Annotated in this window: 21 protein-coding genes and 1 CRISPR repeat array; of the genes, 8 read left to right on the forward strand and 13 right to left on the reverse strand. The window is 53.4% G+C overall.

Annotated features, from left to right (window positions below):
* Positions 1 to 126 precede the first annotated feature (126 nt).
* Genes HP566_RS10290 through trpC form a run of 3 tightly spaced genes read left to right on the forward strand, consistent with a single transcriptional unit; the run spans position 127 to position 2600 of the window.
* Positions 127 to 732 (forward strand): anthranilate synthase component II, encoded by a 606-nt coding sequence (locus HP566_RS10290; RefSeq protein ID WP_249977169.1) that lies wholly within the window; start codon positions 127 to 129, stop codon positions 730 to 732.
* Between the two features lie 36 nt (positions 733 to 768).
* Positions 769 to 1788 (forward strand): anthranilate phosphoribosyltransferase, encoded by a 1020-nt coding sequence (trpD, locus tag HP566_RS10295; protein WP_249977171.1) that lies wholly within the window; start codon positions 769 to 771, stop codon positions 1786 to 1788.
* Between the two features lie 8 nt (positions 1789 to 1796).
* Positions 1797 to 2600 carry an indole-3-glycerol phosphate synthase TrpC gene (gene trpC / locus HP566_RS10300; RefSeq protein ID WP_249977172.1) on the forward strand — a complete coding sequence of 268 codons (804 nt, stop codon included), beginning with the start codon at positions 1797 to 1799 and terminating at the stop codon, positions 2598 to 2600.
* Between the two features lie 78 nt (positions 2601 to 2678).
* On the opposite strand, the gene ydiJ is transcribed toward trpC, so the two are convergent.
* The 9 genes from ydiJ to HP566_RS10345 all read right to left on the reverse strand — a co-directional run bounded on the left by ydiJ (position 2679) and on the right by HP566_RS10345 (position 15541).
* Entirely contained in the window at positions 2679 to 5777 is a 3099-nt protein-coding gene (gene ydiJ / locus HP566_RS10305) for a D-2-hydroxyglutarate dehydrogenase YdiJ (protein ID WP_249977173.1), read from the reverse strand.
* An 89-nt stretch (positions 5778 to 5866) separates the two neighbouring features.
* Positions 5867 to 6457 (reverse strand): DUF4202 domain-containing protein, encoded by a 591-nt coding sequence (locus tag HP566_RS10310; RefSeq protein ID WP_249977174.1) that lies wholly within the window; start codon positions 6455 to 6457, stop codon positions 5867 to 5869.
* A 153-nt stretch (positions 6458 to 6610) separates the two neighbouring features.
* A CRISPR array of direct repeats spans positions 6611 to 7730; the repeat unit is 33 nt; unit sequence GTTTCTATCCGCACGCCCCGGGCGGGGCGCGAC.
* A gap of 190 nt (positions 7731 to 7920) precedes the next feature.
* A complete protein-coding gene (gene cas2, locus HP566_RS10315; RefSeq protein WP_113270882.1) occupies positions 7921 to 8211 on the reverse strand; it encodes a CRISPR-associated endonuclease Cas2 in 291 nt (96 codons plus the stop codon).
* A gap of 18 nt (positions 8212 to 8229) precedes the next feature.
* Positions 8230 to 9270, reverse strand: a complete 1041-nt coding sequence (gene cas1c, locus HP566_RS10320) for a type I-C CRISPR-associated endonuclease Cas1c (RefSeq protein WP_249977175.1) — start codon at positions 9268 to 9270, stop codon at positions 8230 to 8232.
* Positions 9271 to 9275: 5 nt separating this feature from the next.
* Positions 9276 to 9914 carry a CRISPR-associated protein Cas4 gene (gene cas4, locus HP566_RS10325; RefSeq protein ID WP_249977177.1) on the reverse strand — a complete coding sequence of 213 codons (639 nt, stop codon included), beginning with the start codon at positions 9912 to 9914 and terminating at the stop codon, positions 9276 to 9278.
* Between the two features lie 10 nt (positions 9915 to 9924).
* Positions 9925 to 10794, reverse strand: a complete 870-nt coding sequence (gene cas7c / locus HP566_RS10330) for a type I-C CRISPR-associated protein Cas7/Csd2 (RefSeq protein WP_249977178.1) — start codon at positions 10792 to 10794, stop codon at positions 9925 to 9927.
* Positions 10791 to 12596: a type I-C CRISPR-associated protein Cas8c/Csd1 gene (cas8c, locus tag HP566_RS10335; protein ID WP_249977179.1), complete on the reverse strand. Its 1806-nt coding sequence runs from the start codon at positions 12594 to 12596 to the stop codon at positions 10791 to 10793. The genes cas7c and cas8c overlap by 4 nt, the downstream gene beginning before the upstream one ends.
* Complete coding sequence (gene cas5c, locus HP566_RS10340; protein ID WP_249977180.1) at positions 12593 to 13261, reverse strand: type I-C CRISPR-associated protein Cas5c; 669 nt, start codon at positions 13259 to 13261, stop codon at positions 12593 to 12595. Before cas5c ends, cas8c begins: the two co-directional genes overlap by 4 nt.
* A gap of 27 nt (positions 13262 to 13288) precedes the next feature.
* Complete coding sequence (locus HP566_RS10345) at positions 13289 to 15541, reverse strand: CRISPR-associated endonuclease Cas3'' (protein WP_249977182.1); 2253 nt, start codon at positions 15539 to 15541, stop codon at positions 13289 to 13291.
* A 204-nt stretch (positions 15542 to 15745) separates the two neighbouring features.
* On the opposite strand from HP566_RS10345, the gene serS reads away from it, so the two are divergent.
* The gene (gene serS / locus HP566_RS10350) at positions 15746 to 17023 is read left to right on the forward strand and encodes a serine--tRNA ligase (protein ID WP_249977183.1); all 1278 of its coding nucleotides are present in this window, start codon (positions 15746 to 15748) and stop codon (positions 17021 to 17023) included.
* On the opposite strand, the gene HP566_RS10355 is transcribed toward serS, so the two are convergent.
* The gene (locus tag HP566_RS10355; RefSeq protein ID WP_249977185.1) at positions 16968 to 17795 is read right to left on the reverse strand and encodes an SIMPL domain-containing protein; all 828 of its coding nucleotides are present in this window, start codon (positions 17793 to 17795) and stop codon (positions 16968 to 16970) included. The genes serS and HP566_RS10355 overlap by 56 nt on opposite strands.
* A gap of 202 nt (positions 17796 to 17997) precedes the next feature.
* Here HP566_RS10355 and HP566_RS10360 point away from each other — a divergent pair, with 202 nt between their 5' ends.
* Complete coding sequence (locus HP566_RS10360) at positions 17998 to 19104, forward strand: AI-2E family transporter (RefSeq protein ID WP_249977186.1); 1107 nt, start codon at positions 17998 to 18000, stop codon at positions 19102 to 19104.
* Between the two features lie 39 nt (positions 19105 to 19143).
* Here HP566_RS10360 and trxA read toward each other — a convergent pair whose 3' ends face one another.
* Entirely contained in the window at positions 19144 to 19467 is a 324-nt protein-coding gene (gene trxA, locus HP566_RS10365; protein WP_016914369.1) for a thioredoxin, read from the reverse strand.
* Between the two features lie 344 nt (positions 19468 to 19811).
* On the opposite strand from trxA, the gene cysB reads away from it, so the two are divergent.
* Entirely contained in the window at positions 19812 to 20786 is a 975-nt protein-coding gene (gene cysB, locus HP566_RS10370; RefSeq protein WP_249977187.1) for an HTH-type transcriptional regulator CysB, read from the forward strand.
* Positions 20787 to 20875: 89 nt separating this feature from the next.
* Here cysB and HP566_RS10375 read toward each other — a convergent pair whose 3' ends face one another.
* Together HP566_RS10375 and pabB are read right to left on the reverse strand one after the other, a co-directional pair.
* A complete protein-coding gene (locus HP566_RS10375; protein ID WP_249977188.1) occupies positions 20876 to 21496 on the reverse strand; it encodes a phosphoadenosine phosphosulfate reductase family protein in 621 nt (206 codons plus the stop codon).
* Positions 21497 to 21613: 117 nt separating this feature from the next.
* Complete coding sequence (gene pabB / locus HP566_RS10380) at positions 21614 to 22969, reverse strand: aminodeoxychorismate synthase component I (protein WP_249977189.1); 1356 nt, start codon at positions 22967 to 22969, stop codon at positions 21614 to 21616.
* Between the two features lie 251 nt (positions 22970 to 23220).
* Between pabB and HP566_RS10385 the strand changes: the two genes are divergently transcribed.
* Together HP566_RS10385 and prpB are read left to right on the forward strand one after the other, a co-directional pair.
* Positions 23221 to 23964 carry a GntR family transcriptional regulator gene (locus tag HP566_RS10385; RefSeq protein ID WP_249977190.1) on the forward strand — a complete coding sequence of 248 codons (744 nt, stop codon included), beginning with the start codon at positions 23221 to 23223 and terminating at the stop codon, positions 23962 to 23964.
* A gap of 42 nt (positions 23965 to 24006) precedes the next feature.
* Entirely contained in the window at positions 24007 to 24909 is a 903-nt protein-coding gene (gene prpB / locus HP566_RS10390; RefSeq protein WP_249977191.1) for a methylisocitrate lyase, read from the forward strand.
* Positions 24910 to 24943: the final 34 nt, after the last annotated feature.

The following is a 24943-nucleotide window of genomic DNA, read 5'->3' on the forward strand; positions in this document are numbered from 1 at the left end:
CTGGTGTAGTTGGTTGCCCTGGGTGCTTGACGCGATGTTCGTTAACATCACCTCTGCAAGCATCCCCAGGGTTGGGGTATCATCCCGGGAGTGCGTTTCGATCAATGTAACGGAGTAAGCGGGGCGATGGCGCAAGGGCAAGCAGTGCAACGGGTGTTGATGATTGATAACTACGACAGCTTCACCTTCAATATCGTCCAGTATCTTGGTGAGTTGGGTGCCGATGTGATGACGTACCGCAATGATGAACTTACCATCGAACAAATAGACGCCTTGGCACCTACCCATCTGGTGATCTCGCCGGGGCCATGTACGCCTAACGAGGCGGGTATCTCGTTGGCGGCCATTGCTCATTTTGCGGGCAAGTTGCCTATTCTGGGCGTGTGCCTTGGGCACCAGGCCATTGGTCAGGTGTATGGTGGTAAGGTGGTGCAGGCGCCAGAGGTAATGCATGGTAAAACCTCTGCTGTTGTACACCAGCAACAAGGGGTCTTTAAGGGGCTTGTGAACCCGTTGGAGGTGACCCGTTACCACTCATTGGTAGTGGACGAGCAAAGCCTGCCCGATTGCTTCGAGGTGACAGCACGCACAGCAGAGGGTGATGTAACGCCGGGGCTGATTATGGGCTTTCGCCATCGTACCCTGGATATTGAAGGGGTGCAGTTTCACCCTGAGTCGATACTCACGTGCCAGGGCCATGCCTTATTGGCTAACTTTTTACAACGCGGCTGATTGCCAAATTCATACGCTTTAGGGGCTTTCCTGCTCATGCAAATGCGAGATGCAATTAATGCGGTAATGCGCCGCGAAGACCTCTCTTTCGATGCGATGCACGCGCTAATGCGCCAGATCATGACCGGCGAAGCCTCTGATGCGCAAATTGGTGGCCTGCTGGTAGGGCTTGCCATGAAAGGGGAGAGTGCAGAAGAAATTAGCGCCGCTGCCCAAGTCATGCGTGATTTAATGAAACGGGTCGAACTGCACACAGAAAATGTCGTGGATATTGTGGGGACCGGCGGTGATGGAGCCAACCTGTTTAACGTCTCCACCGCCTCCAGTTTTGTAGCGGCGGCGGCGGGTGCGCATGTTGCCAAGCACGGCAACCGTAGCGTTTCTTCATCATCGGGCAGTGCTGATTTGTTTGATATTGCCGGTATTTATCTCGACCTTAAGCCTGAACAGGTGGCGCGCTGTATTGAGCAGGTAGGCGTTGGCTTTATGTTTGCCCCCAATCATCACCCGGCAATGCGTTATGCTGTTGGTCCTCGTCGCGAGATGGGGGTGCGCACGCTGTTTAATATTCTTGGCCCGCTCACTAACCCTGCTGGCGCGCCAAATCAGGTGCTGGGTGTTTATGCGCCTTCTCTGGTTCCCCTGATGGCTGAGGTATTGCGCAAACTTGGTAGCCGGCATGTGCTGGTGGTGCACTCTGAGGATGGCCTGGATGAAATTTCACTGGCAGCCCCTACTCTGGTTGCTGAGTTAAAAGATGGTGACATCACCGAGTACACTATTACTCCGGAGGAGTTGGGCATTGAGCGCCAGAGCCTGGCCACGCTTAAGGCGGCCAGCGCGGAAGATAGCCTGCGGTTGGTCAAAGCTGCGCTGAGTGGAGAGGGCTTAGCAGCGGATATGGTGGCCCTGAACGCAGGAGCGGCGCTTTACTGCGCGGGTGTGGCCGATAGTTTGAAAGAGGGCGTAATAGTGGCTCAGGATGCCCAGGCTTCCAAACTGCCGCTCGAAAAGCTGAAAGAGCTTGCGCACTTCACCAGTGTCTTTAAAGAGTAAATGTGCCAATGACTGACCAAGCAACACCGACCATTTTAACGCGCATTCTGGCCCGTAAAGACCAGGAAGTGGCAGAGCGCCGACAAGCAGTGTCGGAAGCCGACCTTCTGGCACTTGCCGATCAACAGAGCGCCCCGCGTGGTTTTATCGATTCGCTGAATGCCCGCATTGCTGCCAGTGATGCTGCGGTGATCGCAGAAGTAAAAAAAGCGTCGCCTTCCAAAGGGGTAATGCGTGAGGAGTTCCATCCGGCAGACATCGCCAAAAGCTATGCCCAGGGTGGTGCTGCCTGTTTATCGGTGCTTACCGATGCGGACTTTTTCCAGGGCCACGAAGATTATCTGATTGCCGCCCGTGATGCTTGTTCACTGCCGATCATCCGTAAAGATTTTATCACCCATGGCTACCAGGTGACGGAAGCCCGTGCCATAGGGGCTGATTGCATTCTGCTGATTGTTGCTGCGCTGGATGATGCCCAACTGCGTGATCTGCACCAGCAGGCCAACGCCTTGGGGATGGATGTGTTGGTGGAGGTTCATGATGCCCAGGAGCTAGAGCGTGCTCTGGCGCTTAATCTCAAGCTGGTGGGAATTAATAATCGCAACCTGCACACCTTTGAGACAAGCCTGACGACCACCTTGGATCTGCTACCGCGTATTCCAGAAAGTGTGACGGTGATTACCGAGTCAGGCATTCACACTCGCGATGATGTGGAGTTGATGCGCCACCATAACGTCAATGGTTTTCTTGTGGGCGAAGCATTTATGCGTGAAGAAGACCCTGGGCAGGCGTTGAGAAAACTGTTTTTTTAGAACGTTTCATCAACACCTGGCAGTCCTCCTGTTAAGCACTTGGTCTGCAACCTTGGCGGCGGCTGCCCCAGGCAAAGCCTAACGGCTGCGCAGGCACTCCAAAAGCGCCTGGAGTGGATGGGGCAGGGCCTGGGTAGAGTAGCGTTTCACCTGGCTGCGACAGGAGTAGCCCGTAGCCAGCAGCTTGCCCGCATTCTCCTGTGCCTCCACCTGAGGCTGCCAGGACTGCGCGTAGATTGTTTTGGAGGTGACGGCATTGCGGGTTTCATGGCCGTAAGTGCCGGACATACCACAGCAGCCAGTATTGACCAGCTCAAGTTGCAGGCCAAAGGCGGCAAATATTTGTTGCCACGCTTTGGGGCTGCCCGGCGCATTGGTTTTCTCCATGCAGTGGGAAAGCAGCTTAAAACCAGGGTCTGTTAGTGACAGCTGACTTGGCACCAGGGCGTTTAGTTGAGTCGCTAGCCACTCCTGGAGCATGAAAACCGTTGGCACATGCTGACTGCCCAGGGCTTTGATATACTCCTGGCGATAAGTCAGCGTCATCGCAGGGTCAATGCCTACCATTGGTACCTCGAACTCTTCCAGCGCACGTAGACGCCTGGCCTGCTTTTCAGCCGTTCGCTCGAATGCACCTAAAAAGCCCTGGACGTGTAGTGGCTTGCCGTTGGCCGAAAAAGGCATCACAAAGACCCGCAGGTTCAGTCGCGATAGCAACTCCACTACATCTATCACCAGCTTGGCTTCAAAATGGGTGGTGAATGCATCCTGTATGATAATAATGCTATTGGCACGCTGTTGTTCGGTGAGCAGCGCCAGCGATGTCGGGGTGGCCTCTGCCACGCCCCAGGCGCGTAGCTGCTTTTTGACGCTGGCGCGGGACAACTGTGGAGAGTCGCTGATGCCCACACTACAGCGCATTAACTGCTCCACCCAACGCTGGCCCATCACTGCATTATAGAGCGGGGCGGCCTTTGCCAGGACAGGCAGCATCCACTCGGTGCCACCAATCACATAGTCCCGCAGGGGGCGTAAATAGCGGCCATGGTAAACCTCCAAAAACTGAGAACGGAACTGGGGTACGTTCACCTTGATGGGGCACTGGCCTGCACAGGATTTGCATGCCAGACAACCCGCCATGGCGTCGTAAACCTGATGAGAGTAGTCGTGCTGCTGCTGTTTGCTGAACGTGTTCATGACCCGGCGCGGAAAGCTTGTTACAAAGCCCCAGGTGCGCTCGGCTTTTTTCTTGCGCGACTCCTCGACGACATCAATGCCCGCCTGAGACTGCAGGCGCAGCCACTCGCGAATCAGGCTTGCGCGGCCCTTGGGGGAGTGTACTCGGTCGCGGGTAGCCTTCCAGGAAGGGCACATGGGGTCATCAAGATCGTAGTTGTAGCAGGCGCCATTACCGTTGCAATACACCGCTGCGTCGTAAGCCTGCCACGCACGTTCATCAATGGTGCGGTCGAACTGTCCACGCATGGGTACGCCATCAATCGTTAACAGCGCGGGATCACTTGTTTTGGCGATTAATTCATCTTTATCCGCTGGCGAGGCAATTTTGCCGGGATTTAGCTGGTTATGAGGGTCGAAGGCTGCCTTTACCCGTTGGAGGCTGGGATAAAGTTCACCAAAGAATTTGGGGCCGTACTCTGAACGCACACCTTTACCATGCTCACCCCACAGTAGCCCACCATATTTTTGAGTGAGCGCTGCCACTTCATCGGAAATCTCTCGAATCAGCGCTTCCTGGACGGGATCTTTCAAATCCAAGGCTGGGCGTACATGCAGTACGCCGGCATCCACATGGCCAAACATGCCATAGGAGAGCTGTCGGGCATCCAGTGCTGCGCGGAACTCGCTAATGTAATCGGCCAGATGCTCAGGCGGCACGGCGGTATCTTCCACAAATGGCAATGGCCGTTTTTCTCCCTGCACATTACCGAGCAAGCCCACTGAGCGCTTGCGCATGCCGTACACTTTTTGAATCTGAGTACGACCCTCGGCCAGGGTGTAGCCCAGCCGCTCTACGCTGGTATCCTGGCTCAAGTGTTCGGTGAACGCGCGTACCCGTTCAGCCAGGGAAGTTTCATCGTCGTCGTTGAACTCAATCAGGTTGATACCACGAATGGGAGTGTCACTTGCTGGGAAAAACTCCGCGACGCTGTCCCAAACAAAATCCTCCATGGCAAGCTGTAGCACGGTGTCATCGATGGTTTCAATCGAGGTGGGGCTGGCGTTGCCAGCCATCAGTGACTTGGCATCCCGTAGCGCATCCATAAAACTTGGGTAGCGTACGTTCACCAGGGTCGAGTGCTTGGGAATCGGCAATACATTGAGCACGGCTTCGTTGAGGAACCCGAGCGAGCCTTCTGAGCCACAGAGCAGACTGTTAAGATTTAGTTGGCCCTGGTCATCCCGCAAATGGGCCAAATCGTACCCCGTCAGGCAGCGATTGAGCGGCGGGAATTTCGCCTCAATCAGTTCCCGCTGCTGATCGATAATAGTTGCCGCGGTACGGTGTACGTGTCCCAGAAGCCCGTCCTGGTGGTAGCTCTGCTGCTCTTCTTCTTCGCTAAGCGCCCGGCTTAGCAGGTGCTTGCCTCCCAGCAGCACGGTGTCGAGTTCCAGCACGTGGTTTCTGGTTTTGCCATACTGGCAACTGCCCTGGCCGCTGGCGTCAGTGGAAATCATGCCGCCGATAGTGGCGCGATTTGAGGTGGAAAGCTCAGGGGCGAAAAACAGCCCGTGAGGCTTGAGTGCTGCGTTCAACTGATCCTTTACCACGCCCGCTTGTACGCGCACTCGCCGTGCTTCAACGTCGATCTTAATAATCTGATGCATATGACGGGAGACATCGACCACAATGCCATCTGTCAGCGACTGACCATTGGTACCTGTACCGCCACCGCGGGGGGTCAGCACAATATTGCGGTGGGGAACTTCCGAGGCCAGTTTAGCCAGCCGCTCCAAGTCTTCTGAGTGCTTGGGAAAAACGACAGCCTGAGGCAGGAGTTGATAAATCGAGTTATCCGTCGCCAGCACCGTACGGTTGGCATAATCCGGAGTAATCTCGCCTTCAAAGCCACGGGCACGGAGGGCTTCAAGAAAACGTACGTAATGGGTGCCGAGACGTTCAAATGGTGCCTTGCGCGAATCCAGGGATGCAATCATAGTTGGTCAAGCCGTCACTGCTGGGAGCGGATATAAATAAGCGCTCTACTTTACCGTAGCCGCCGCTTGACTGCACCTTAGTGCTATCGTCAGCCTGCTGCCAGCGCTTCTTCCACCAGTGCCGCAGAGGTGGGCGACATGGGCATTTCCAGGGCAAGGGTATGGGCTTGGGGTGACATTTTTCGCCAGGTTTTTTGTATAATCCGTACCATCTGGCCATGCTCGACCTTACGTGTGAAATCAGCGAAGTAGTTTTCCAAAAATACCAGGCAGGCGCAGTCTTCAAGTGCCTGTACCTCTGGGTCTCGCCCCAATCCTTGTTTTCGAATCATGCTGGCAACCCGCTGTGCTTCTTCCGTTGAGTAGCCTGCCTGCTTCATCAATGCGGCAGTGGTATCTCCGGCCTGAGCACTTTGATCGCGACGCCAGGTTAAGTAGCCAATACGCCCTTCGGGGTAATGGTCCCGAGGGACTTGCCAGCGTTGAAGGTGCTGGGCGCGAACCGCCAGGCGTAATAGCTCGCTGGGGTGATCGTGAATCTGCTCCAGCCACGTGCTCATACGCTGGGCGTAAGCAAGCTCCTGAGGCACGCTTTGCCCATCGGTAAACGTGGTATCGCGCGGGTCCTGGGCATGCAGCGCGTCAATGGCTGTCAGCGTTTGTTCAAAAGCGGTAGGCATAAACAGTTCGCTCAGCTAAAAAGAGGGTGTTCACGTTATGCTAGCAGGTCCGGCTGGAAAAAAGAGCGCCCGCTGCCATTGGCAGCGGGCGTAGAGGAATATCAAAGCTAATAATGAGGGGGGTGTTTACTGCCTGCCTCGGTCATTGGCCGAGTTTTTATCCGCATGCCCCGGGCGGGGCGCGATTCACTCGGCACGTTGATGCCAGCTGCCTGGATTGGCGTTTCTATCCGCACGCCCCGGGCGGGGCGCGACATCGGTAAGGGTGCAAGCGCTGGCTATCTAAGCCAGTTTCTATCCGCACGCCCCGGGCGGGGCGCGACAAATATAAACCTGATGCCTGGTCCAGAAGAGATTGTTTCTATCCGCACGCCCCGGGCGGGGCGCGACGCTGCTTAACTACTACCCGCCTGTTGGCAGCAAAGAGTTTCTATCCGCACGCCCCGGGCGGGGCGCGACCTTTTCCGCAAATAGAGAAACATCGCCCACTATTAGTTTCTATCCGCACGCCCCGGGCGGGGCGCGACTGCCGTTTTCAGTTTCCTCGACCTGAGTGTTGCCAGTTTCTATCCGCACGCCCCGGGCGGGGCGCGACACGGCACGCCCGTTTTTGGGTATAGCATGATAAAGTGTTTCTATCCGCACGCCCCGGGCGGGGCGCGACTGCCATGCTAGCGCGTGGTACTAATCCGATATTTGTTTCTATCCGCACGCCCCGGGCGGGGCGCGACCGATGTATTCGTTTGAAGTATATGGTGATATTGAGTTTCTATCCGCACGCCCCGGGCGGGGCGCGACATACCCGGAGAGGACACTGTGATGCGCTCGGGTTGTTTCTATCCGCACGCCCCGGGCGGGGCGCGACCCGCCGTGCGGATATACAGCGAGCCGCTATTGCTGTTTCTATCCGCACGCCCCGGGCGGGGCGCGACGCTAATAGTGTGGCCTTTGGTCGTTTCATAATCCATGTTTCTATCCGCACGCCCCGGGCGGGGCGCGACCAGCTTAGCAACACGTCGCGCTATCCCGCTGAGATGTTTCTATCCGCACGCCCCGGGCGGGGCGCGACCCAACATAATTAGAGTAGAGAGCAAACGACTATGGTTTCTATCCGCACGCCCCGGGCGGGGCGCGACGAGAGCAAAAGTTATTCTTTCCACCAAGATCTCCACGTTTCTATCCGCACGCCCCGGGCGGGGCGCGACACCGCTGAAATAGATAGTATCGATTGCGACGCCGAGTTTCTATCCGCACGCCCCGGGCGGGGCGCGACAGTTCTGTTTATAACATTATGAAAAATCAAAGCAAAATGGCATATATTTGCGGAGTACTGATTTTTAATAGAGATATGTTGGCTAAGTTGAGGTGGGAAAATAATTTAATTATCTAAATCAATTTGTTAAAGAGCTGCGAACCTAGCAGGGTTTGGCAAGACACTTGTGGTTCGCAATTGAGGGAAACTACTAGAAAACTAACGGGCCATTCATATCTAAGGCGGGCTTGGCTCCAATATGTTCGATGCGGTTTTTCCAATTTCGGCCTAGAAAGTAAAAGCGTAAGCTGTCCACCTCGTCATCAATCAAGTCGATCAAACGTTGGCGAAAGCGTACCCATTGATCGGGATCTACTTCAATTTCAAATACGGAAAATTGTACTCGCTGCCCTACATCTCGACACGCTTTTGCAACTCGACGCAGCCTACCTTCGCCGCCTTCTGAAGAGGTGCTGACATCGTAACTGACCAGTACCATCATAGTATTGCCCTCAAGCCGCTATTTCCAAAGGAAGGGTGGGTAAGCATCTAAGTCTCCCCGCAGGTGACGTGCCATTAATTGAGCTTGCAGTATGGGTAGCATGCCTATAGGTGCTTTTTCATCAATAAACGTATGCAACAACTCTTCACGCTTGCGCTCCTGGTAAGCCGTCAGTACCAGCTTGCGGGCATCGTCTGTCATAACGACACCATTACTTTCAGTGATGTTAAAGTCTTTTTCGCGTAACTGGCGGCGATTGATAAGCGAGAGGGCTAAGCGATCACCCAGCAACGGGCGAAACTCTTCGGCAAGGTCAAGTGCAAGACTGGGACGCCCTGGGCGATCCCGGTGTAAAAAGCCTACGGATGGGTCTAAGCCAACGCTTTCTAGTGCGGAACGGCAGTCATGGGTGAGCAGCGTATAAAGAAACGACAATAATGCATTAATGCGGTCTCTCGGCGGGCGGCGATTACGGCCTTTAAACTCAAAGGCATCACCTTCTTGGCGCACTAATAAATTGAAGACGCTGAAATATACTTGAGCGGCTTCTCCTTCCAGGCCTCGTAGCTCATTGGTTGTGGCAGGTTGCAGTAAATTACGTGCGATGCGACTTAGCCGGTCACGAGCCGCTTCCAGCCGCTGGCGATCTTGAAGTGGCATCTTGCTGCCATAATCGCGAATGCTCCGAGCGAGAACAGCGCGCTGATTATGGACTTTACCAATCAAAAGACTACTGACTAGGCTCGAACAGGATATTTCGTTATCACTGACGCGATATTGAGTTCTCCGCAGCAATACATTGCCAGACACAGGACCTTCAATACGTGCTAAGAATTTTCCGTAGGGCGACAGATGGGTAATCGTCACGCCTTGTTCGGCACAGAAGCCCATTAAAGGCGGGGACACTAGTACACGTCCGAAGCATACAAGGGACTCCAGCATATGAATGGGAAGCCGGGCGCGCTCTTTACCTTCTACCTGCATTACAATGTTAGCGCCTTCTTTTTTAAGCCAAGCGCCTTCGGTGGTGATGTACAGCGAGTTTAATTGACGTCGCATGGGCGTTATTCATCTAAAGCATTGAGTTGGCGCGCGAGCCAGCGGCTTGCGGAACGCTGTTTGCCAAACACTTGAGGTTGGCAAATATCGACAAGGGAGCAGTGATCACACTTTTTTGCATCGTAAGTGGCAGGCGGTGTCTGCTGCCCATCAAAAATAGCGCGGGTTTGCTCAATAAGTCGATGAGTTAAAGCGCGCAGAGTATCGTCAAACGCGACTTCTTTGCGTCGTCGTGTTTTCCCATAAAAGAGGGCACCAGAGTCGATGTGGGTATCTAGCATCTCTTCCAGGCAGAGTGCTTGGGCACAGAGTTGAACCTCGTCTGCGCGGTGTGCTTTGGGTCGCCCGCGCTTGTACTCAATAGGCCGTATTGTTAGTGGGGCTTGACGTTCGTCAAACTCTACAACATCGGCAATACCGCTTAAGCCCAGCTGTTCACTTGCCAATGGCAAGGCCATGGAGGTGTGTACGCCCCTTCGGCGTTGATGCCCCAACTGGTCAGCGCGCTCGTGCAACAAGCGGCCTTCTGCAGTATAGCGGTTTTCTGCCCATTGTTGTTCTACATGAATCAGTGCGCATTGGCGCGGGCAGAACAGCGTATGTTGTAGGGCCGAAAGCGGAATAGGGCGTGCCTCTTCTTCCATGGCATTTTACCTATAAGTGTTCTTCTACAGTAACACCAGAAGGCAGTGACTCTTGGGCGATGCTGACTTGATAGTCGCTGTAGTGGCGTGCCGGAGTATTTTCTTCCCCTTCGACACGTTGCACTTGAACACTATCGAAAAGAACATGGGCTGGTGCGTTACCCATAGGGTGATCATGTTTGAAAACGACGAGCTTACGGGTAGACATCTCACCACGCGCGGCAGAGCGGTCGTGTTCAAACATATTGATCAAAGAGCGCCATAGAAGGGCTAAATCGTCTTCAGAAAAGCCGGTGCGTTCAGCCAGCTTCGCAGAGACGTAGCCATGAACGCGGTATAGGCCATAAGGAATGATGTGCTTGCGCCCCATAGTGCGCTCTTTTTCAAGATCCTTTTCGTTGGTAACCGCCATACGGGTAATGGAGACTTCCATGGGGATGACGGGGTCGATAGAACTTGCAAAGGCCACCTGGACAGGGCCGCGAACTTGGCCTGAATTGACTTCGGTCGTCATGACAGCACCAAAGGTACGAACATCGAAAAAGTTATTGCACATCCATTCGGTGACTTGGCGTGCTTTTTCTGCTTCCTTGGGGAGCTTTTTAGATTCAGGTTTGATATCCAGCGCTTCATAGGCTTTTTTATGCTGGTTGTTGAGCACTGACTTCTCCTGCATATAGATAGCATAGCCAGCGTCGTGTTCTTTTTCGAGCGCCACGTAGTTGCGAATTTTACGCTTTAGGCAAACATCCGTGATAAGCCCCTGGTTGGTCTCTGGGTCGAGCCGGGGCAGGTTGCCTGCATCAGGGTCGCCGTTGGGGTTGCCGTTGGTGACATCAAATAAAAGGACAAATTCATAACGGTTAGCAATGGTGCTCATTCTGAGTCTCCCTGTTCAGATTGTTCATCACTATTCGCGTTATCTTTTTTAGCGAATCGCGTTTGTGATTGGTGGTAGTAGCCGATAGCAAAACGGCCTTGTTCTTCGATGCGCAGGCTGCGCGGGAAGGTATCGCCTAACCCGCCAATAATTTCGCTGATTTCGCTTTCAATAGTGTGGGCAAGGCCGCCTTTGTCTTTTTTGCGCATGGATGAAAGATGGTTCTGCACATTGCGCAACAGCATAGGGAACACACTGGCGGGCGTCGCGGACGCGGCACCGTAGTAGCGATCCTTAATGGTGGCATTCAACTCTCTACCAAGCGCGCCACGTTGGGCATTTTCTAATTCGGCAAATAAGCGGCCCAATAAGTAACCTGGATGGGTGGAGCTTTTATCAAGACTCACGGAAACCTCCTGTTTGTTCGAGTTTGAATGCGTGGCTAAGCGAGCCTCTCTGGCTAGCACTGCTTTGCAAAGCGCGACGCGCAAGCCGTTGATATTGCCATCACTGCGAAAACGCATAACAACACTGGTAAGTAGCGGTCGGGGATAGCGCTGCCCCGTGATAATGGCGCGCATCATTTCGCCAGCAAGCTGGGGCAGTACATCATCCGTTTTCGGATCCTTGTTTTTACCCCGGATAGGCGCTGTTTGCCGGGCTAACCACTCAACGCTAGGGGCAATGCCTTTCCATGGCGCAGGCTGAATATCTAGATCCCGATAGTGCTGGGCGTAATGCCTGGTTAAGTGCTCTAAACTATCTACCATCCAAAATCGAACGGATAGACGAGCGGCATTGGGAGCAAGGCCCAGTACGTAAAATTGCGTTTCGGGTTCTAGTTCTGGAGCGATGTCCTTGAGCGGGCGGCCATCAGCTATCTTGGCAAGTAGGGAACCGAGCTTGCTCGCTTCTTGTTCATCGCTGGGTGGTTGGTTGAGTACTGCGAAAAATCTTTCCGCTGCTTGCGCTGCCTGTGATGTTTGCGCAGTTGCCCAGAAAACCAGCGTGGTATCGCCTATTTGCAGGCGTTGTTGGTTGTCTGCATCGCCACGCAGTAAATAGTTAAGCGCCGTTGTATAGCCAAAAATCGCTGTTGTGGAGATAGCCGCGTTTTGGTTTTTACGAAACCCGTAAGACTCATACGCCTCGCTATTAAACGAGACTAGCGAGGCACCCGACGATTGTGCGTCTCTAACGCCTTTAATGGCAGGGTGATCAGTACCTAGTATGGCGTCTTCGCCGGTGATTAAGCATTGCCCGAAAATACCGGTATTTTCTTCGAGAGCACTACTCCATATTTGGCGAGCGTCATCGTTTTCATGTAGATATTGTCGTTGTCCGTCTAGCCGAAAAATAATATTGCTATCTAATACCTCCTCGCTGTAACCGGGCAGTGAGGATAGCTTTTCAGGGTGCCATTGATCTAAGAACTTCAAAAATGCCAGGAGTGATTTGTCATCACTGTTATGGAAAAGGTCAAGTTGGCGGGCTTTGAATGCTGCATGTTCATCGCATAAACGTTTGCCTTCTCCGGCGGTTACACCTAAAGAGTAAGCGGTTTTATCCCACAGCGGATAAGCGTGAATGCCTGATGTGCGTCGTTTATCAACAGGTACTTGATAAGGGTGAGCGCGGGGCTTTTTGCCTGAGGTGTCACGTAGATCATCAATCTGCTGCGGCACACCATGTTGATCGAATACCAGGCCAAAACTGATTTTTTCTGTACTAAAGCCTGGCTGCGGTACCTTGTCTTCCTTGGCCAGCCGCTGGTAGTAGTCATTGAGGGCGGTCAGTATCATGCGAGTGTCTCCTGGAAGGGAGGCACTTCAATCACGCCATTTTGCATCTTGGCGCGGAAAAATCGCGATGTTTTGCCGTTTGCAAAATCAATATCGTGCAGCATATAGCCAAGGTCTTTTTCACCGGTTAATGCTGGGGCAAAAGAGGGGAGAGGCTGTTCAGGTTCAATGAGCGCAAAATTCGCCGGGAATTCGCGGGTGCCCATACAGGGGGTGTGGAAGCATTGGCCCTGGCGGGCGCGGCGATTGAAAATATCCAGGTGTTTGCCGGGTGTGTCGCTATCATCCGCACGTGGGGTGAATTCAAAGTGTGCCTCAATAACGTACGCGACATTGCGTAAAATAGTGGCGGCGCGCTGTTGGCGGTTCTGGTCAACAAAATAGGCGACATCATCAACGCGCCCCACTTTCATAGCTTTTGTTACGGAGGCGGCTGAGAGCTTGCCGCCGACTTCATTGCGCCGCAGCGACTCAAATTGAATGGGCTTGAGTACATGGATACGGTCTACGCACCAGCGAATGGCGGGTTTCCAGTGGATGGCTTCCAGAATGCCACGTGCCGCTGAGGGTGTGATCACATCATAGGATACACGCTCCACTTTCATCTCTGGCCGTGTAAAGCAGGCCCTGTCTCCCCAGATATGCAGTCGAACTCCGTATGACATAACGACTCCCTATTAATGTTTGTATGTTTACCACTGTAAGCTTTCGGCTCGCATAAAGGTTGGGTCGCTCCAGTTTAACCCTAGTGCATCATCGTAAAGATCTTCATTGACCAACAGCATGAATTGATCATTAAATTTATCCGGCTCGATGGGGGCAATGGCGCCTACTTTCTCTAAGGCTCTAAAGCCGTTATGAGGCACTTGTACTGTATAGAGCTGCAGTTTTCGGGCAATTCCGCCAGGGCTTGTGGCAAAGGAGAGATCTTTAATCGCTTTGCGTGCGTCATCGTCTCTGGGAATAATGACACTGCGTTGATTGTTGTCGATGAGGCGAAATTTCTTTTCGAGGGTTTCAAAGGGCAGGCCGTCAAGCCGACCGTTTTCAATCAGTGAGAGTAGTTGGTGCTTGTCGAGTTGGTCAGGCCCCTGCTGCCAGTAAAGTAGCGTGAAATACGCCTCTATTGCTGCAAGCGAAAGCGGGTCGTGACCGTGTTGGCGTAGCACTTCACGGGTGGCTTGGGCGAACTGTTTTAGCTCGGGCGGCGGCGCCCACTCCTCATTGGCGGTGGCAAAAATACGTACCTCGCTCTCTTCTGAGGTTCGTTTACCTTCGCGGTTACAGCGCCCTGCGGCTTGGGCTATAGAGTCTAGCCCCGCTTCGGCGCGCAGCACTCTCGGAAAGTCCACATCGACGCCCGCTTCTATTAATGAAGTAGACACAACGCGGCATGGTTTGCCTTCTTTAAGTGTTTCACGAATATGGTGTAATACCTGCCGTCGATGAACGGCGCACATAGCGGTGGTCAGATGAAAAGCGCCTGGCTGATCGGCTATGGATTCGTATAGGGCTTTGGCGTGGCGTCGGTTGTTGACGATGCAAAGTACCTGATCGACGTCTAATAGTTCGTCGCGTAATTGAGTATCATCTAAGCAGCCAATGTGCTTTACCGTCACCCGTTTTAACTCTTGATACAGATTTTTTGGATCGGGGGCCAGCTCCTCAACGTCTTTGAAACCACCCGCGAAGCTGTGTGCTGCATCACCGGTTTCAATTAGGGCTGGCTGGGTAGCGGTGCAGAGTACAACGCTAGCGTGATAATTCAGCGCGAGTTCATCCAACGCGGCCACACTTGGCCGCAGCAAGGGCAGGGGCATTGTCTGTGCTTCATCCAGGATAACGACACTACGAGCAATATTGTGCAACTTACGGCAACGCGATGTTTTGGCGGCAAATAGGCTTTCCAGGAACTGCACCGATGTAGTTACGATAATCGGTGCATCCCAGTTTTCGCTGTCGCGTCTGAGTTTATCAAGACTAGCTTTGTCGCCTTTTGACGCTTTTTCAGCATCAAAGGTGCTGTGGTGTTCGAGCACTGCTTCAGCGCCATATTTGCCCAGCGCCTTCCGAAACACCGCAGCGTTCTGCTCGACGATGCTGGTAAAGGGGATAACGTAGATAACGCGATCCATACCGTGGGTGATGGCGTGATCCAGCGCGAAGGCTAGGGAGGCCAAAGTTTTGCCACCGCCAGTGGGCACTGTAAGGCTGAAACAGCCGGGTCTCATTCCCGCTTTGTTACGTACCTCACGCAGGATATGCCCACGTAATCGGTTAATACCTTTTTCGGTGTCGAAGGTTTCCAGATGTTGACTGAGCGCTTCGCGAAGCAGCGTTAGCGAAACGCCGCCCCCGCGTTGCCGTGCCAAGCCGTTTTCATGTTGGGCGTAGAAGGTTTCAGTATCGATATAGTCCGCATCGACCAAGCATGAAAATAGCATTCTGGTGAGAAACGCAAGCTGAAAGAACCCCCGTTCTGAACGCTGGGTAAATGTGCCGGGAGGAAGTAGCTCCTGTGGAAGCGTAAGCTCATCTTGCCAAGCGCTATCTATCGCAGGGATGTCCGCTTTAAGGCGCTCACTAAGCGGGGAGCGTTCACCTGAATCACGGCCATTGGCTAAGCCAGCATGGTGCCCTGCAATGGCATAAGCTAGCAGGTCGCCTACCCCCCCTTCGAAGCGTTGTTTAGCGATAATAGCGCCTGCGGTGGAATGATCAACTCGTTCCGGGGAGCCTTCCAGCCGCCGCTGAAAAAGCGCGCTGTATTTGCCTAAATCATGCAAAAGACCCGCTGCATAACCGGCATCAGCCATACCGAAGCGTTCGGCGCGTGTTGCTGCCATCTCGGCGACACACTTTAAGTGATCATCTAGTGCCTGCCAGGATTGCTTGTCTGTTTTGGGAAGTGAATGAGCGTAAAAGCGTGGCGTTTTATATGGCATGATGCATGGCTCATTATGATTAGTCGTTTGGTTACCTTAGCCTTAAAGCGTAGGCTTTTGCCATAGCAAAATGCTTACATCATTCAAGCCACTGTTACCCATCAAGGCAGCCATGGCTCCCCGCCGCGCTTTTGCCTACAATAGGTTCCTTTGTCACGGGCGGTATGTGCCGTGTTTCACTGAATTCAGGTCAAGGGATAACTCATGCTCGATCCGAAACTGCTGCGCGGTGATCTTGATGCGCTAGCACAACAACTGGCCCGGCGGGGCTTCGAACTCGATAAGGCGGCACTGCAGGCGCTGGAGTCACGCCGTCGTGAGTTGCAGACCCAGACCGAGCAGCTGCAAAACGAGCGCAATATGCGCTCCAAAGCGATTGGCAAGGCGAAGGCTAACGGTGAAGATATTCAGCCGCTGTTGGATGAAGTCAGCGATTTGGGTGAGCGCCTGGATAACGCCAAGCGTGAACTGGCTGACGTGCAGGCTGAGTGGGATGATGTCATCAGTGGCATACCCAATGTGCCTCATGACAGTGTACCGGAAGGCAAAAGCGAAGATGACAATGTCGAACTGCACCGCTGGGGTACGCCGCGTGAGTTTGATTTCCCGGTGCTGGATCATGTTGACCTGGGAAAAAAGTCCGGGTACCTCGATTTTGAGCTGGCAGCCAAGTTAACGGGTGCGCGCTTTGCGGTAATGCGCGGGCCCATTGCTCGCCTGCACCGTGCTCTTGCCCAGTTTATGCTGGATACCCAAACCCAGCAGCACGGCTATGAAGAGTGCTACGTGCCCTATATGGTGAATCGGGATTCGCTGATGGGCACTGGTCAGTTGCCTAAGTTTGGCGAAGATCTGTTTAAGCTAAACGATGAGCGGGAATATCACCTGATCCCCACCTCAGAAGTGCCATTGACGAACTTCGTGCGTGACGAGATCGTGGAGCAGGCATCACTGCCTATAAAGCTGACTGCTCATACACCTTGTTTTCGCAGTGAAGCCGGGTCTCACGGGCGCGATACGCGAGGTATGATCCGTCAGCACCAGTTCGACAAGGTTGAGATGGTACAGATCGTTGAACCGGAAAAAAGCTATGATGCCCTGGAAGAGATGCGCGGCCATGCCGAAGCGATTCTGCAGGCGCTGGAATTGCCTTATCGGGTGGTAACGCTGTGTACTGGCGATATGGGCTTTGGTGCCGCGAAAACCTACGACCTGGAAGTGTGGTTACCCAGCCAGGAGACGTATCGGGAAATTTCATCGGTTTCGAATTGCGAAGACTTTCAAGCCCGGCGCATGCAGGCCCGCTATCGCCATCCAGATGCCAAAAAACCGCAACTGCTGCATACCCTTAACGGTTCAGGGTTGGCGGTAGGCCGCTGCCTGCTGGCGGTGCTTGAGAACCACCAGCAGGCCGATGGGTCAGTGACTATTCCTGCGCCGCTTCAGCCCTATCTGGGTGGCCTTGAGCGTCTTGCCCTTTAAGTGTCCACTCTACATTGACTCCGGCATCAATACGAATGGTGCCGGGGCGGTAGTCGCTGGCGGAACCGCTGCCCACGGCATCGCTTTCAGCGCGCATGGCCATCATGCGAGGTTGGAAGATGGGCGATTGGGTCTCTTCGATACGCTGTACATGGCCCAGCTCAGTCTCCAGTGTGCTCGCCATGAGTTCTGCTTTATGGTGGGCTTTTTCCAGCGCTTTGGTTAATGCTTCATCGGTGGCGCTTTCGCGGTCTTGCAGATCGAATTGAACGCCATCCAGCGCATTAACACCCGCGCCAATCAGCGCATCAAACGCATCTCCCAACTGGTCTAAATCGGTTAGCTCAATGCTAAACGGGCGCTCCAGACGTGTACGAATCAGCGTGTCGCGTTCGCCGTTGTCGTTACGTGGGCCAGCAATATGGTCTGGGTAAACGTTAAGCGAGCCTGCACTGATAGCACGTTGCTCAATACCAATGGCTTCCATAGCTTCAATCAACTGGCTGGCACGGTTTTCAAGCCGCTCACGTGCTTCACCCAGCGCTTCGCTGTCGGTATCTTCCAGTGATGAAACGGCTGGCGTGTTTTCCCACAGTCGGGCGGTAAGTGTGGCTTTGTCAGGTTCTACTTCCACCCAGGACTGGGCCTGTACATGCAGGCTGGGTGGGGCTGGTGGGGCAGCCTGAGCTATCGGGGCGGCGAGAAGGGCGAGCATTGCACTGCCGAGTACGCCATAGCGCAGCCACTGTAAATGTTTTGGTGCCGTAGTCATAAGTACCTTCCTTGCTTGTATAGGCATTCGCCGGTGGTATATACGAATTGGTATATGCGAATGTGACGTTGCTTGGAATCAAGCGATTCAGGAAAGTTCACTGGCTAAGAGTGGATCAAAAACAGTTGCTTATTGTTTGCATGGTTTGTGCATTATCCTACATGCAGCCATTATGTATGGGTAATACGCTAAGGATAGGCTTATGTCGAAATTGTCGGATGAGGATTATCGCAGTATTCCTTTGAATGCTACGTTGGCTATTGCAGCGCTGGTAGTGATCATTGCGGGCATGAAGGTCGGTGCAGACCTGCTGGTACCCCTGTTGCTGGCGATATTTATTGCGGTGGTATGTACATCTCCTGTGCAGTGGCTACATGGTTGGGGGCTGAATCTTCGTGCTGCTGTATTTATTACCCTGCTGGTGTTGTTGGGGTTTATATCCCTTATCGGCATACTGGTGGTCAACAGCTTTGGTACATTTATCGAAGCGCTGCCCGATATAGAGGCGCGCCTATACGAGCACTATTGGCATCTGCTCAATACCCTCGCTGCACATGGTATGGCGATCAACCCCGATCAATTGGGGCAACTGTTCAACATGGAAGAGGATGAGTCGTGGGTGCCTAAGCTGCTGGGTGAGCTTGGCAACCTGTTTATGCAGGCCAGTGTTGTGGCGTTGCTGGTCATTTTCATGCTGTTCGAAACACTGAATTTTCGAGCCAAAATATCCCGTGCGCTTGAAAATCCAGCGCCAAGCCTGAAGCGTTTTAGCGAGTTTAGCCTGACGCTGAAGCGCTATCTGGCGGTTAAAACGGTGATTAGCCTTGCTACAGGGGTGCTGGTGTGGCTCGCCTGTCTGATCGTGGGGGTTGAGTTTGCACTACTGTGGGGTGTGCTGGCTTTTGCACTTAACTTTATTCCCAATATTGGCTCGGCACTTGCGGCGATTCCGCCGGTACTGTTGTTACTGGTCGCTCAGGACGGCGGGGTATTCCAGGCGCTCATACTTGCATCGGCTTACCTGGTCATCAATTTTGTGTTGGGAAACCTTATTGAACCGCGGGTAATGGGGCAGGCACTGGGACTTTCCACGTTTGTCGCGTTTCTTTCTCTTGTGGTGTGGGGATGGATCTTTGGGGCTGTTGGAATGCTGCTTTCGGTCGTCCTGACCATGACACTTAAAATTGCCTTGGACAGCCATCCACAAACGCGTTGGATGGCCCATCTTTTGGGGCCAGGTAAACGCAGAACGAGCGAGAAGTGCCGCTCGGTTGAAGCGCGTAAACCACCTTGGGAGAGGGAAAACTAGCTACCGCCGACTCTGTCGGCGGTAGTAGGGGGGGCTGACTTATGCGTTTTGGTCGATGAACTGGGTCAGCTGTGATTTAGACTGGGCGCCGACCAAAGAGGCGACTTTGGTACCAGACTTGAACAGCATGACCGTTGGAACGCCGCGTACACCTTGCTCAGCAGCAATTTCAGGTGCGTCATCCACGTTAACGCTAACCACTTTCAGATTGTCGCCACGCTCAGCAGCAACTTCATCAACAACAGGTGCCATTACTTTGCAGGGACCGCACCAGGGGGCCCAGAATTTCAGCAGGACAGGCTGTTCGGCGTTGAGGACTTCTTGCTCGAAATTGGCGTTGGTGACATCAACATTATTAGCCATTTGCATCTCCCGTTTTGCGTTGCTCTTGCTGTTTCGTTGCCTCAAATGGAGCAACGGTCATTACGCGATTTACCAGCGCACTTGCACCGCGCCAAGTTGCCAGATGTTAGCGGGCGCAGAGAGTGCTGGCAAATTTCCTGCTGTGGTTTGACATCGCATAGGTAAAATTAATAGATGCTCATAGTCTCTATTTTTTATACTATAAGCGAATTATGGGGAGTTTTTTTATTCAAATTAGTGCTCTATAAGTGTGTGGGCGAAAGACGCCTGGGGTGAAGCGCGAAACCGCAGCGGCGCAAAGGTGCGCTTCAGCGTGCTTCCTGCATAGATAATTAGGTGAGGATATGAAGCTACAGCAACTTCGCTATATCTGGGAAGTCAACCGACATAATTTGAACGTATCGGCCACTGCGCAGAGTCTGTTTACGTCTCAACCGGGTATTTCCAAGCAAATACGCCTGTTGGAAGACGAGTTGGGTGTTGAGATTTTTGCACGCAGCGGTAAGCACTTAACCCGCGTAACTCCTGCCGGCCAGTCAATCATTGAGCTTGCAGGCCAGGTGCTCAAGCTAACGGAAAATATCAAGCAGGTAGCACAGGAGCACAGTGATGAACGCCGGGGGAGTTTGGCGCTTGCCACGACCCATACTCAGGCTCGCTATGCTTTACCGCCGATTATCAGCGAATTCACTCAGAAGTATCCAGACGTTGCCCTGCACATGCAGCAGGGGACTCCCAAGCAGATTGCGCAAATGGTTAGTGAAGGGCAGGCGGATTTCGCTATTGCCACCGAGTCGCTGGAACTGTTTACCGATCTGGTGCTGCTACCCTGCTACCGCTGGAATCGCTGTGTGCTGGTGCCGAAAGACCATCCCCTGGCAACGTTAAACAGGCCGCTAACCTTAGAGGCGTTGGCTGAGCATCCTCTGGTTACCTATGTCTTTGGTTTTACCGGGCGCTCACAACTGGATGATGCCTTCAAGGCGAAGGGGCTGACGCCAAATGTTGTATTGACCGCTGCAGATGCCGATGTCATTAAAACCTATGTCCGGCTGGGCATGGGGGTTGGCATTGTTGCCCATATGGCCTTTGACCCGGTGCTTGATGGTGACTTGGTTGCACTGGATGCAAGCCACCTGTTCGCCAGCTCAACCACGAAAATCGGTATTCGTCGGGGTACCTTTATGCGTGGTTACATGTACGATTTTCTGGCGCGCTTTGCACCACATTTAACCCGCGATCGGGTCGATGAGGCGCTAATGGCGGGTCCGCGTTATGAGCAGGCGTTGTTCGAGAGCGTTGAACTGCCGGAATATTAGACAAGTGAGCTCCACTGCACCCAAAAAAGATGAACCATAGTACCCAGAGATATTGGCCCTGGGCGCTATGGATCACTCATTGCTGTGTATCAATGCTGCAGATGCAGGCCGCATTCGCGTTTATCTTCCACTTTGGTGGGGTCGAAGTAGTCGAAGTTGTTGGGCAGGTCATGGGCTTGCAGGTACTGATACATGTCTTTGGCGCTCCACTGCAGTAGCGGTGCTACTTTTAACAGGCCGTCGCTGTTGCGGCTAACCACCTGCATTTTTGCGCGCTCGGGCGTATCTTCTGCGCGTAGCGCCGTAAACCAGACATCTGGCTGCATTTCTTTTAGAGCGCGCTCAAACGGTTCGATTTTCACTTCCTGGGTAAACGCGGCATGGCCTGGATCGTCGATGCCTGGCATGGGTCCCTCCAACGCTTCGCGGTGGGCGCGTGTTCGTTTGGGTAGAAAGCTCACCATATTTAGCTTAAGGCGTTGAATTAACTCATTGGCAAATTGGTATGTTGCCGCTGTGTTATAGCCGCTGTCCATCCATACGATGGGAGTATCAGGGCGCACCTGGGTCACCATATGCAGGATAACTGCCTCAAATGGACGAAAGTTGGTGGTGCAGATGGGGTGCTTGCCCTGATGAAACGCCCACTCAATCAAGGCTTGGGGGTTATTGGCAAAGTCACGGTTGATCACTTCAAGTGATGAGGACATGCTGCCTCCTTGTCGTAAAAACATGGTTAGCCATAGGCTACCAAAGGGGAGGTGCTTCTCCCCAATACCGTTTAGTTAGGCTTTTATATTTCTTTTTGATTTAAGACGCTTTAGTGTTTATTCCAATGCACCGATGAGGTGGCGGATTTTATCCAGTGTTTCGGTGTACTCCTCTTCCGCCTTTGAGTCTGCGACAAGCCCGCCGCCGCCCCACACGTGCAGCGTACCTGCATCCGCCACCATGGTGCGGATGGCAATGGAAGTGTCCATGCTACCTCTGGTATCAATATAGCCCAGGCTGCCGCAGTAAACACTGCGCTGGCAAGGCTCCAGCTCATCGATAATCTGCATGGCACGTATTTTGGGCGCACCGGTAATGGAGCCACCAGGGAACGCGGCAGACAGAAGTGAAAGCGGCGTGTGCTGCTTTGAAAGCTGACCCTGTACCACACTGACGAGATGGTGGACATTGGGGTAGCTCTCTAGCTGGCAAAGCTGAGGAACACGGATGGTGCCAGGGTCGCATACCCGGCCCAGGTCGTTGCGCAATAGATCCACTATCATGACGTTTTCGGCACGATCTTTAGTGCTGCTGAGTAACTGCTCGGCGAGGGCAAGATCTTCTGCCGGTGTGGCACCTCGTGGGCGAGTACCTTTAATGGGACGGGTTTCCACCACTCTGTCCCGACACTGAATAAAACGCTCTGGTGAGAGTGACAGTACCGCCTGGTTTTTCCAGGCCATAAAACCAGAAAAAGGTGTTGGTGTTGCCTTGCGAAGACGTAAGTAGGCTTGCCACACATCCCCTTCATAATTGGCTGAAAACCGCTGGGCGAGATTGATCTGGTAGCAATCCCCCGCTCGTATATAGCGTTGCACGATAGTAAATCGCTTGGTGTACTCTGTCTGGCTAAGCTCCGCTGCAAAGGGGCTGGTCAGTTGAAAAGGAGTTCCTGGCGCCGTTGGTGCGCTCAGCCACTGTATGACCTGTTTGCGTCGTTGAGGTGTGGCAACCAGCCATGCCTGTTGTGTCTCGTGATCGAACGTAATACACCAGTCATATAGGCCCAAACGTGCCATAGGCAGGCGCGTGACATGAGTGTGTTGGCTGGAGATGGCCAAGTGGTCGCGGCCCAAGTCATAGCTCCAGTAGCCAATGAGGCCACCTAAAAATGGCAACTCGCTGGAGAGCGGGCAGATGGGCAGCTGGTCAAGCATCCACTGTTGTTGTGCCGTAGGGTCTCCCGCCAGCGTCTCAGGTATTTGGAGTTGGGAGGAGTTAAACACCGGCTCTCCGTTAGGCATGATTTCCAGCGTTGCCAGTGCATCACTACTCATAATGTCATAACGCCCTGAGGCGGCCGGACGGCCACTATCCAATAGCACTGCGCCTGGGCGTTGGCGCAGTCGTGAAAACGTCTCCAGCGGAGCGGGAGAGTAGGGCAGGGCTGTAATGGTCAACGCCGATGTCATGAAGCAAACGCCTAGCCAGGGGGGGCGGCACATTTTAGTGGTCGTTAATCCTGCATACCAGCAAAGGCTTTGACGCCTTTCTCACGCTTTATCAATCATTCCTCATGTTGTCTGTAGGATTGTTGACATTTGCAGGGGTACCTATACTTAATTTACAACGAAAGACGTATAAAATCTGGTATTTTGCATGGTTGACGGCACAATTATGTCAGGCTAAAGTTCTTCTATTCCATAATTGTCGACAATTAGCCATGACCTTACTTGTTTCTCCTTCCTGCCAGTCGGCTGATGCCCCCTTCGAACAGGTGTCACCAGAAGTTCGCACGCTGGCCGAGCGGGTATTTCACCAATTACAAGATGCGATTGTACGTGGTGAGTTGGCTCCCGGCAGTAAAATTACCGAGCCGGGGCTTTCCAAAACGTATGGTATTTCCCGTGGGCCGCTGCGTGAAGCCATGCGCCGCCTGGAAGCTCACCGGCTAATTGAACGGGTGCCTCACGTGGGTGCGCGGGTCGTTAAACTTTCCATGAAAGAGCTGTTAGAGCTTTTCGATGTACGTGAAGCATTAGAGAGTATGGCGGCACGTTTGGCTGCTGAGCATATGTCGCCGGAAGAAATACAGGGGCTGCGCGATGTGCTGGCGCTGCACGAAGGTCAGGCTGATTTAAAGCGGGGTGAAGCCTATTACCAAAGGGAAGGTGACCTGGATTTTCATTATCGCATTGTGCAAGGCAGCCATAACAAAATGCTGATGAACCTGTTATGCGATGACCTCTATTATCTGGTGCGTCTCTACCGCACTCAGTTCAGTGCCAGTGGCACGCGGCCCCAGCGGGCGTTTGTAGAGCACCACCGTATTGTGGACGCCATTGAAGCGGGTGATGCCGAGCTGGCCGAACTGCTCATGCGCCGCCATGTCAGTGCCTCCCGAGCCAACGTGGCAGACCGCTACGCCGCCATTCTCGAACAACAATCAACAACACCTGCGGATTAAGTCAGTCTTGACCCGAATATCCATGTTTAGGAGTTAACGCCCATGTCTACAGCCAAACCCACCACACTTACTCCTGGTGCTCGCTTTCGTGCAGCGCTGGAGAGCAGTCGCCCGTTGCCTATTTTGGGCACAATTAATGCGTATACGGCAATGATGGCCGAACGCGTGGGGCACCAGGCGATTTATCTGTCCGGCGGAGGCGTGGCAAATGCTTCATTTGGCCTGCCGGACCTGGGCATGACCACCATGAACGACGTGGTAGAAGACGCCCACCGTATTTGCGGTGCAACCGATCTGCCGTTGCTGGTAGATATCGATACTGGCTGGGGTGGTGCCTTTAACATTGCGCGTACTGTCAAAGAGATGCAGCGCGCAGGCGTTGCCGCAGTGCACTTGGAGGATCAGGTAGCCCAAAAACGCTGTGGTCACCGCCCCAATAAGGCCATTGTGTCCCAGCAAGAGATGGTTGACCGCATCAAGGCCGCCGCAGATGCCAGACTGGACCCGGATTTCTATTTGATAGCCCGCACTGATGCGTTCCAAAAAGAGGGGTTGGATGCGGCGATTGAGCGTGCTAACGCCTGCGTTGAAGCTGGTGCTGACGCCATCTTTGCTGAGGCGGTCCACACCCTGGATGACTACCAGGCGTTTTGTCAGCGGGTAAATGCTCCCATTCTGGCTAACATCACTGAATTTGGTGCAACGCCTCTGTTTACTCAGCAAGAGTTGGGCGAGGTTGGTTGTCGCATGGTGCTCTATCCGCTTTCGGCGTTCCGTGCCATGAATGCTGCAGCACTAAGAGTTTATCAAAGCATCTTCGATAACGGTCACCAAAAAGAGGTGGTGGATACCATGCAGACCCGCGATGAACTTTATGGCTTTTTGAACTACCACGATTTCGAGCAGAAACTGGACGCACTTTTTGCAGAACAGCAGGACACCTGATGGCCGTTATTCACCATTTTAAGAACTAAAAATA

Source organism: Vreelandella olivaria (assembly GCF_023507745.1).
Lineage (GTDB): Bacteria > Pseudomonadota > Gammaproteobacteria > Pseudomonadales > Halomonadaceae > Vreelandella > Vreelandella olivaria_A.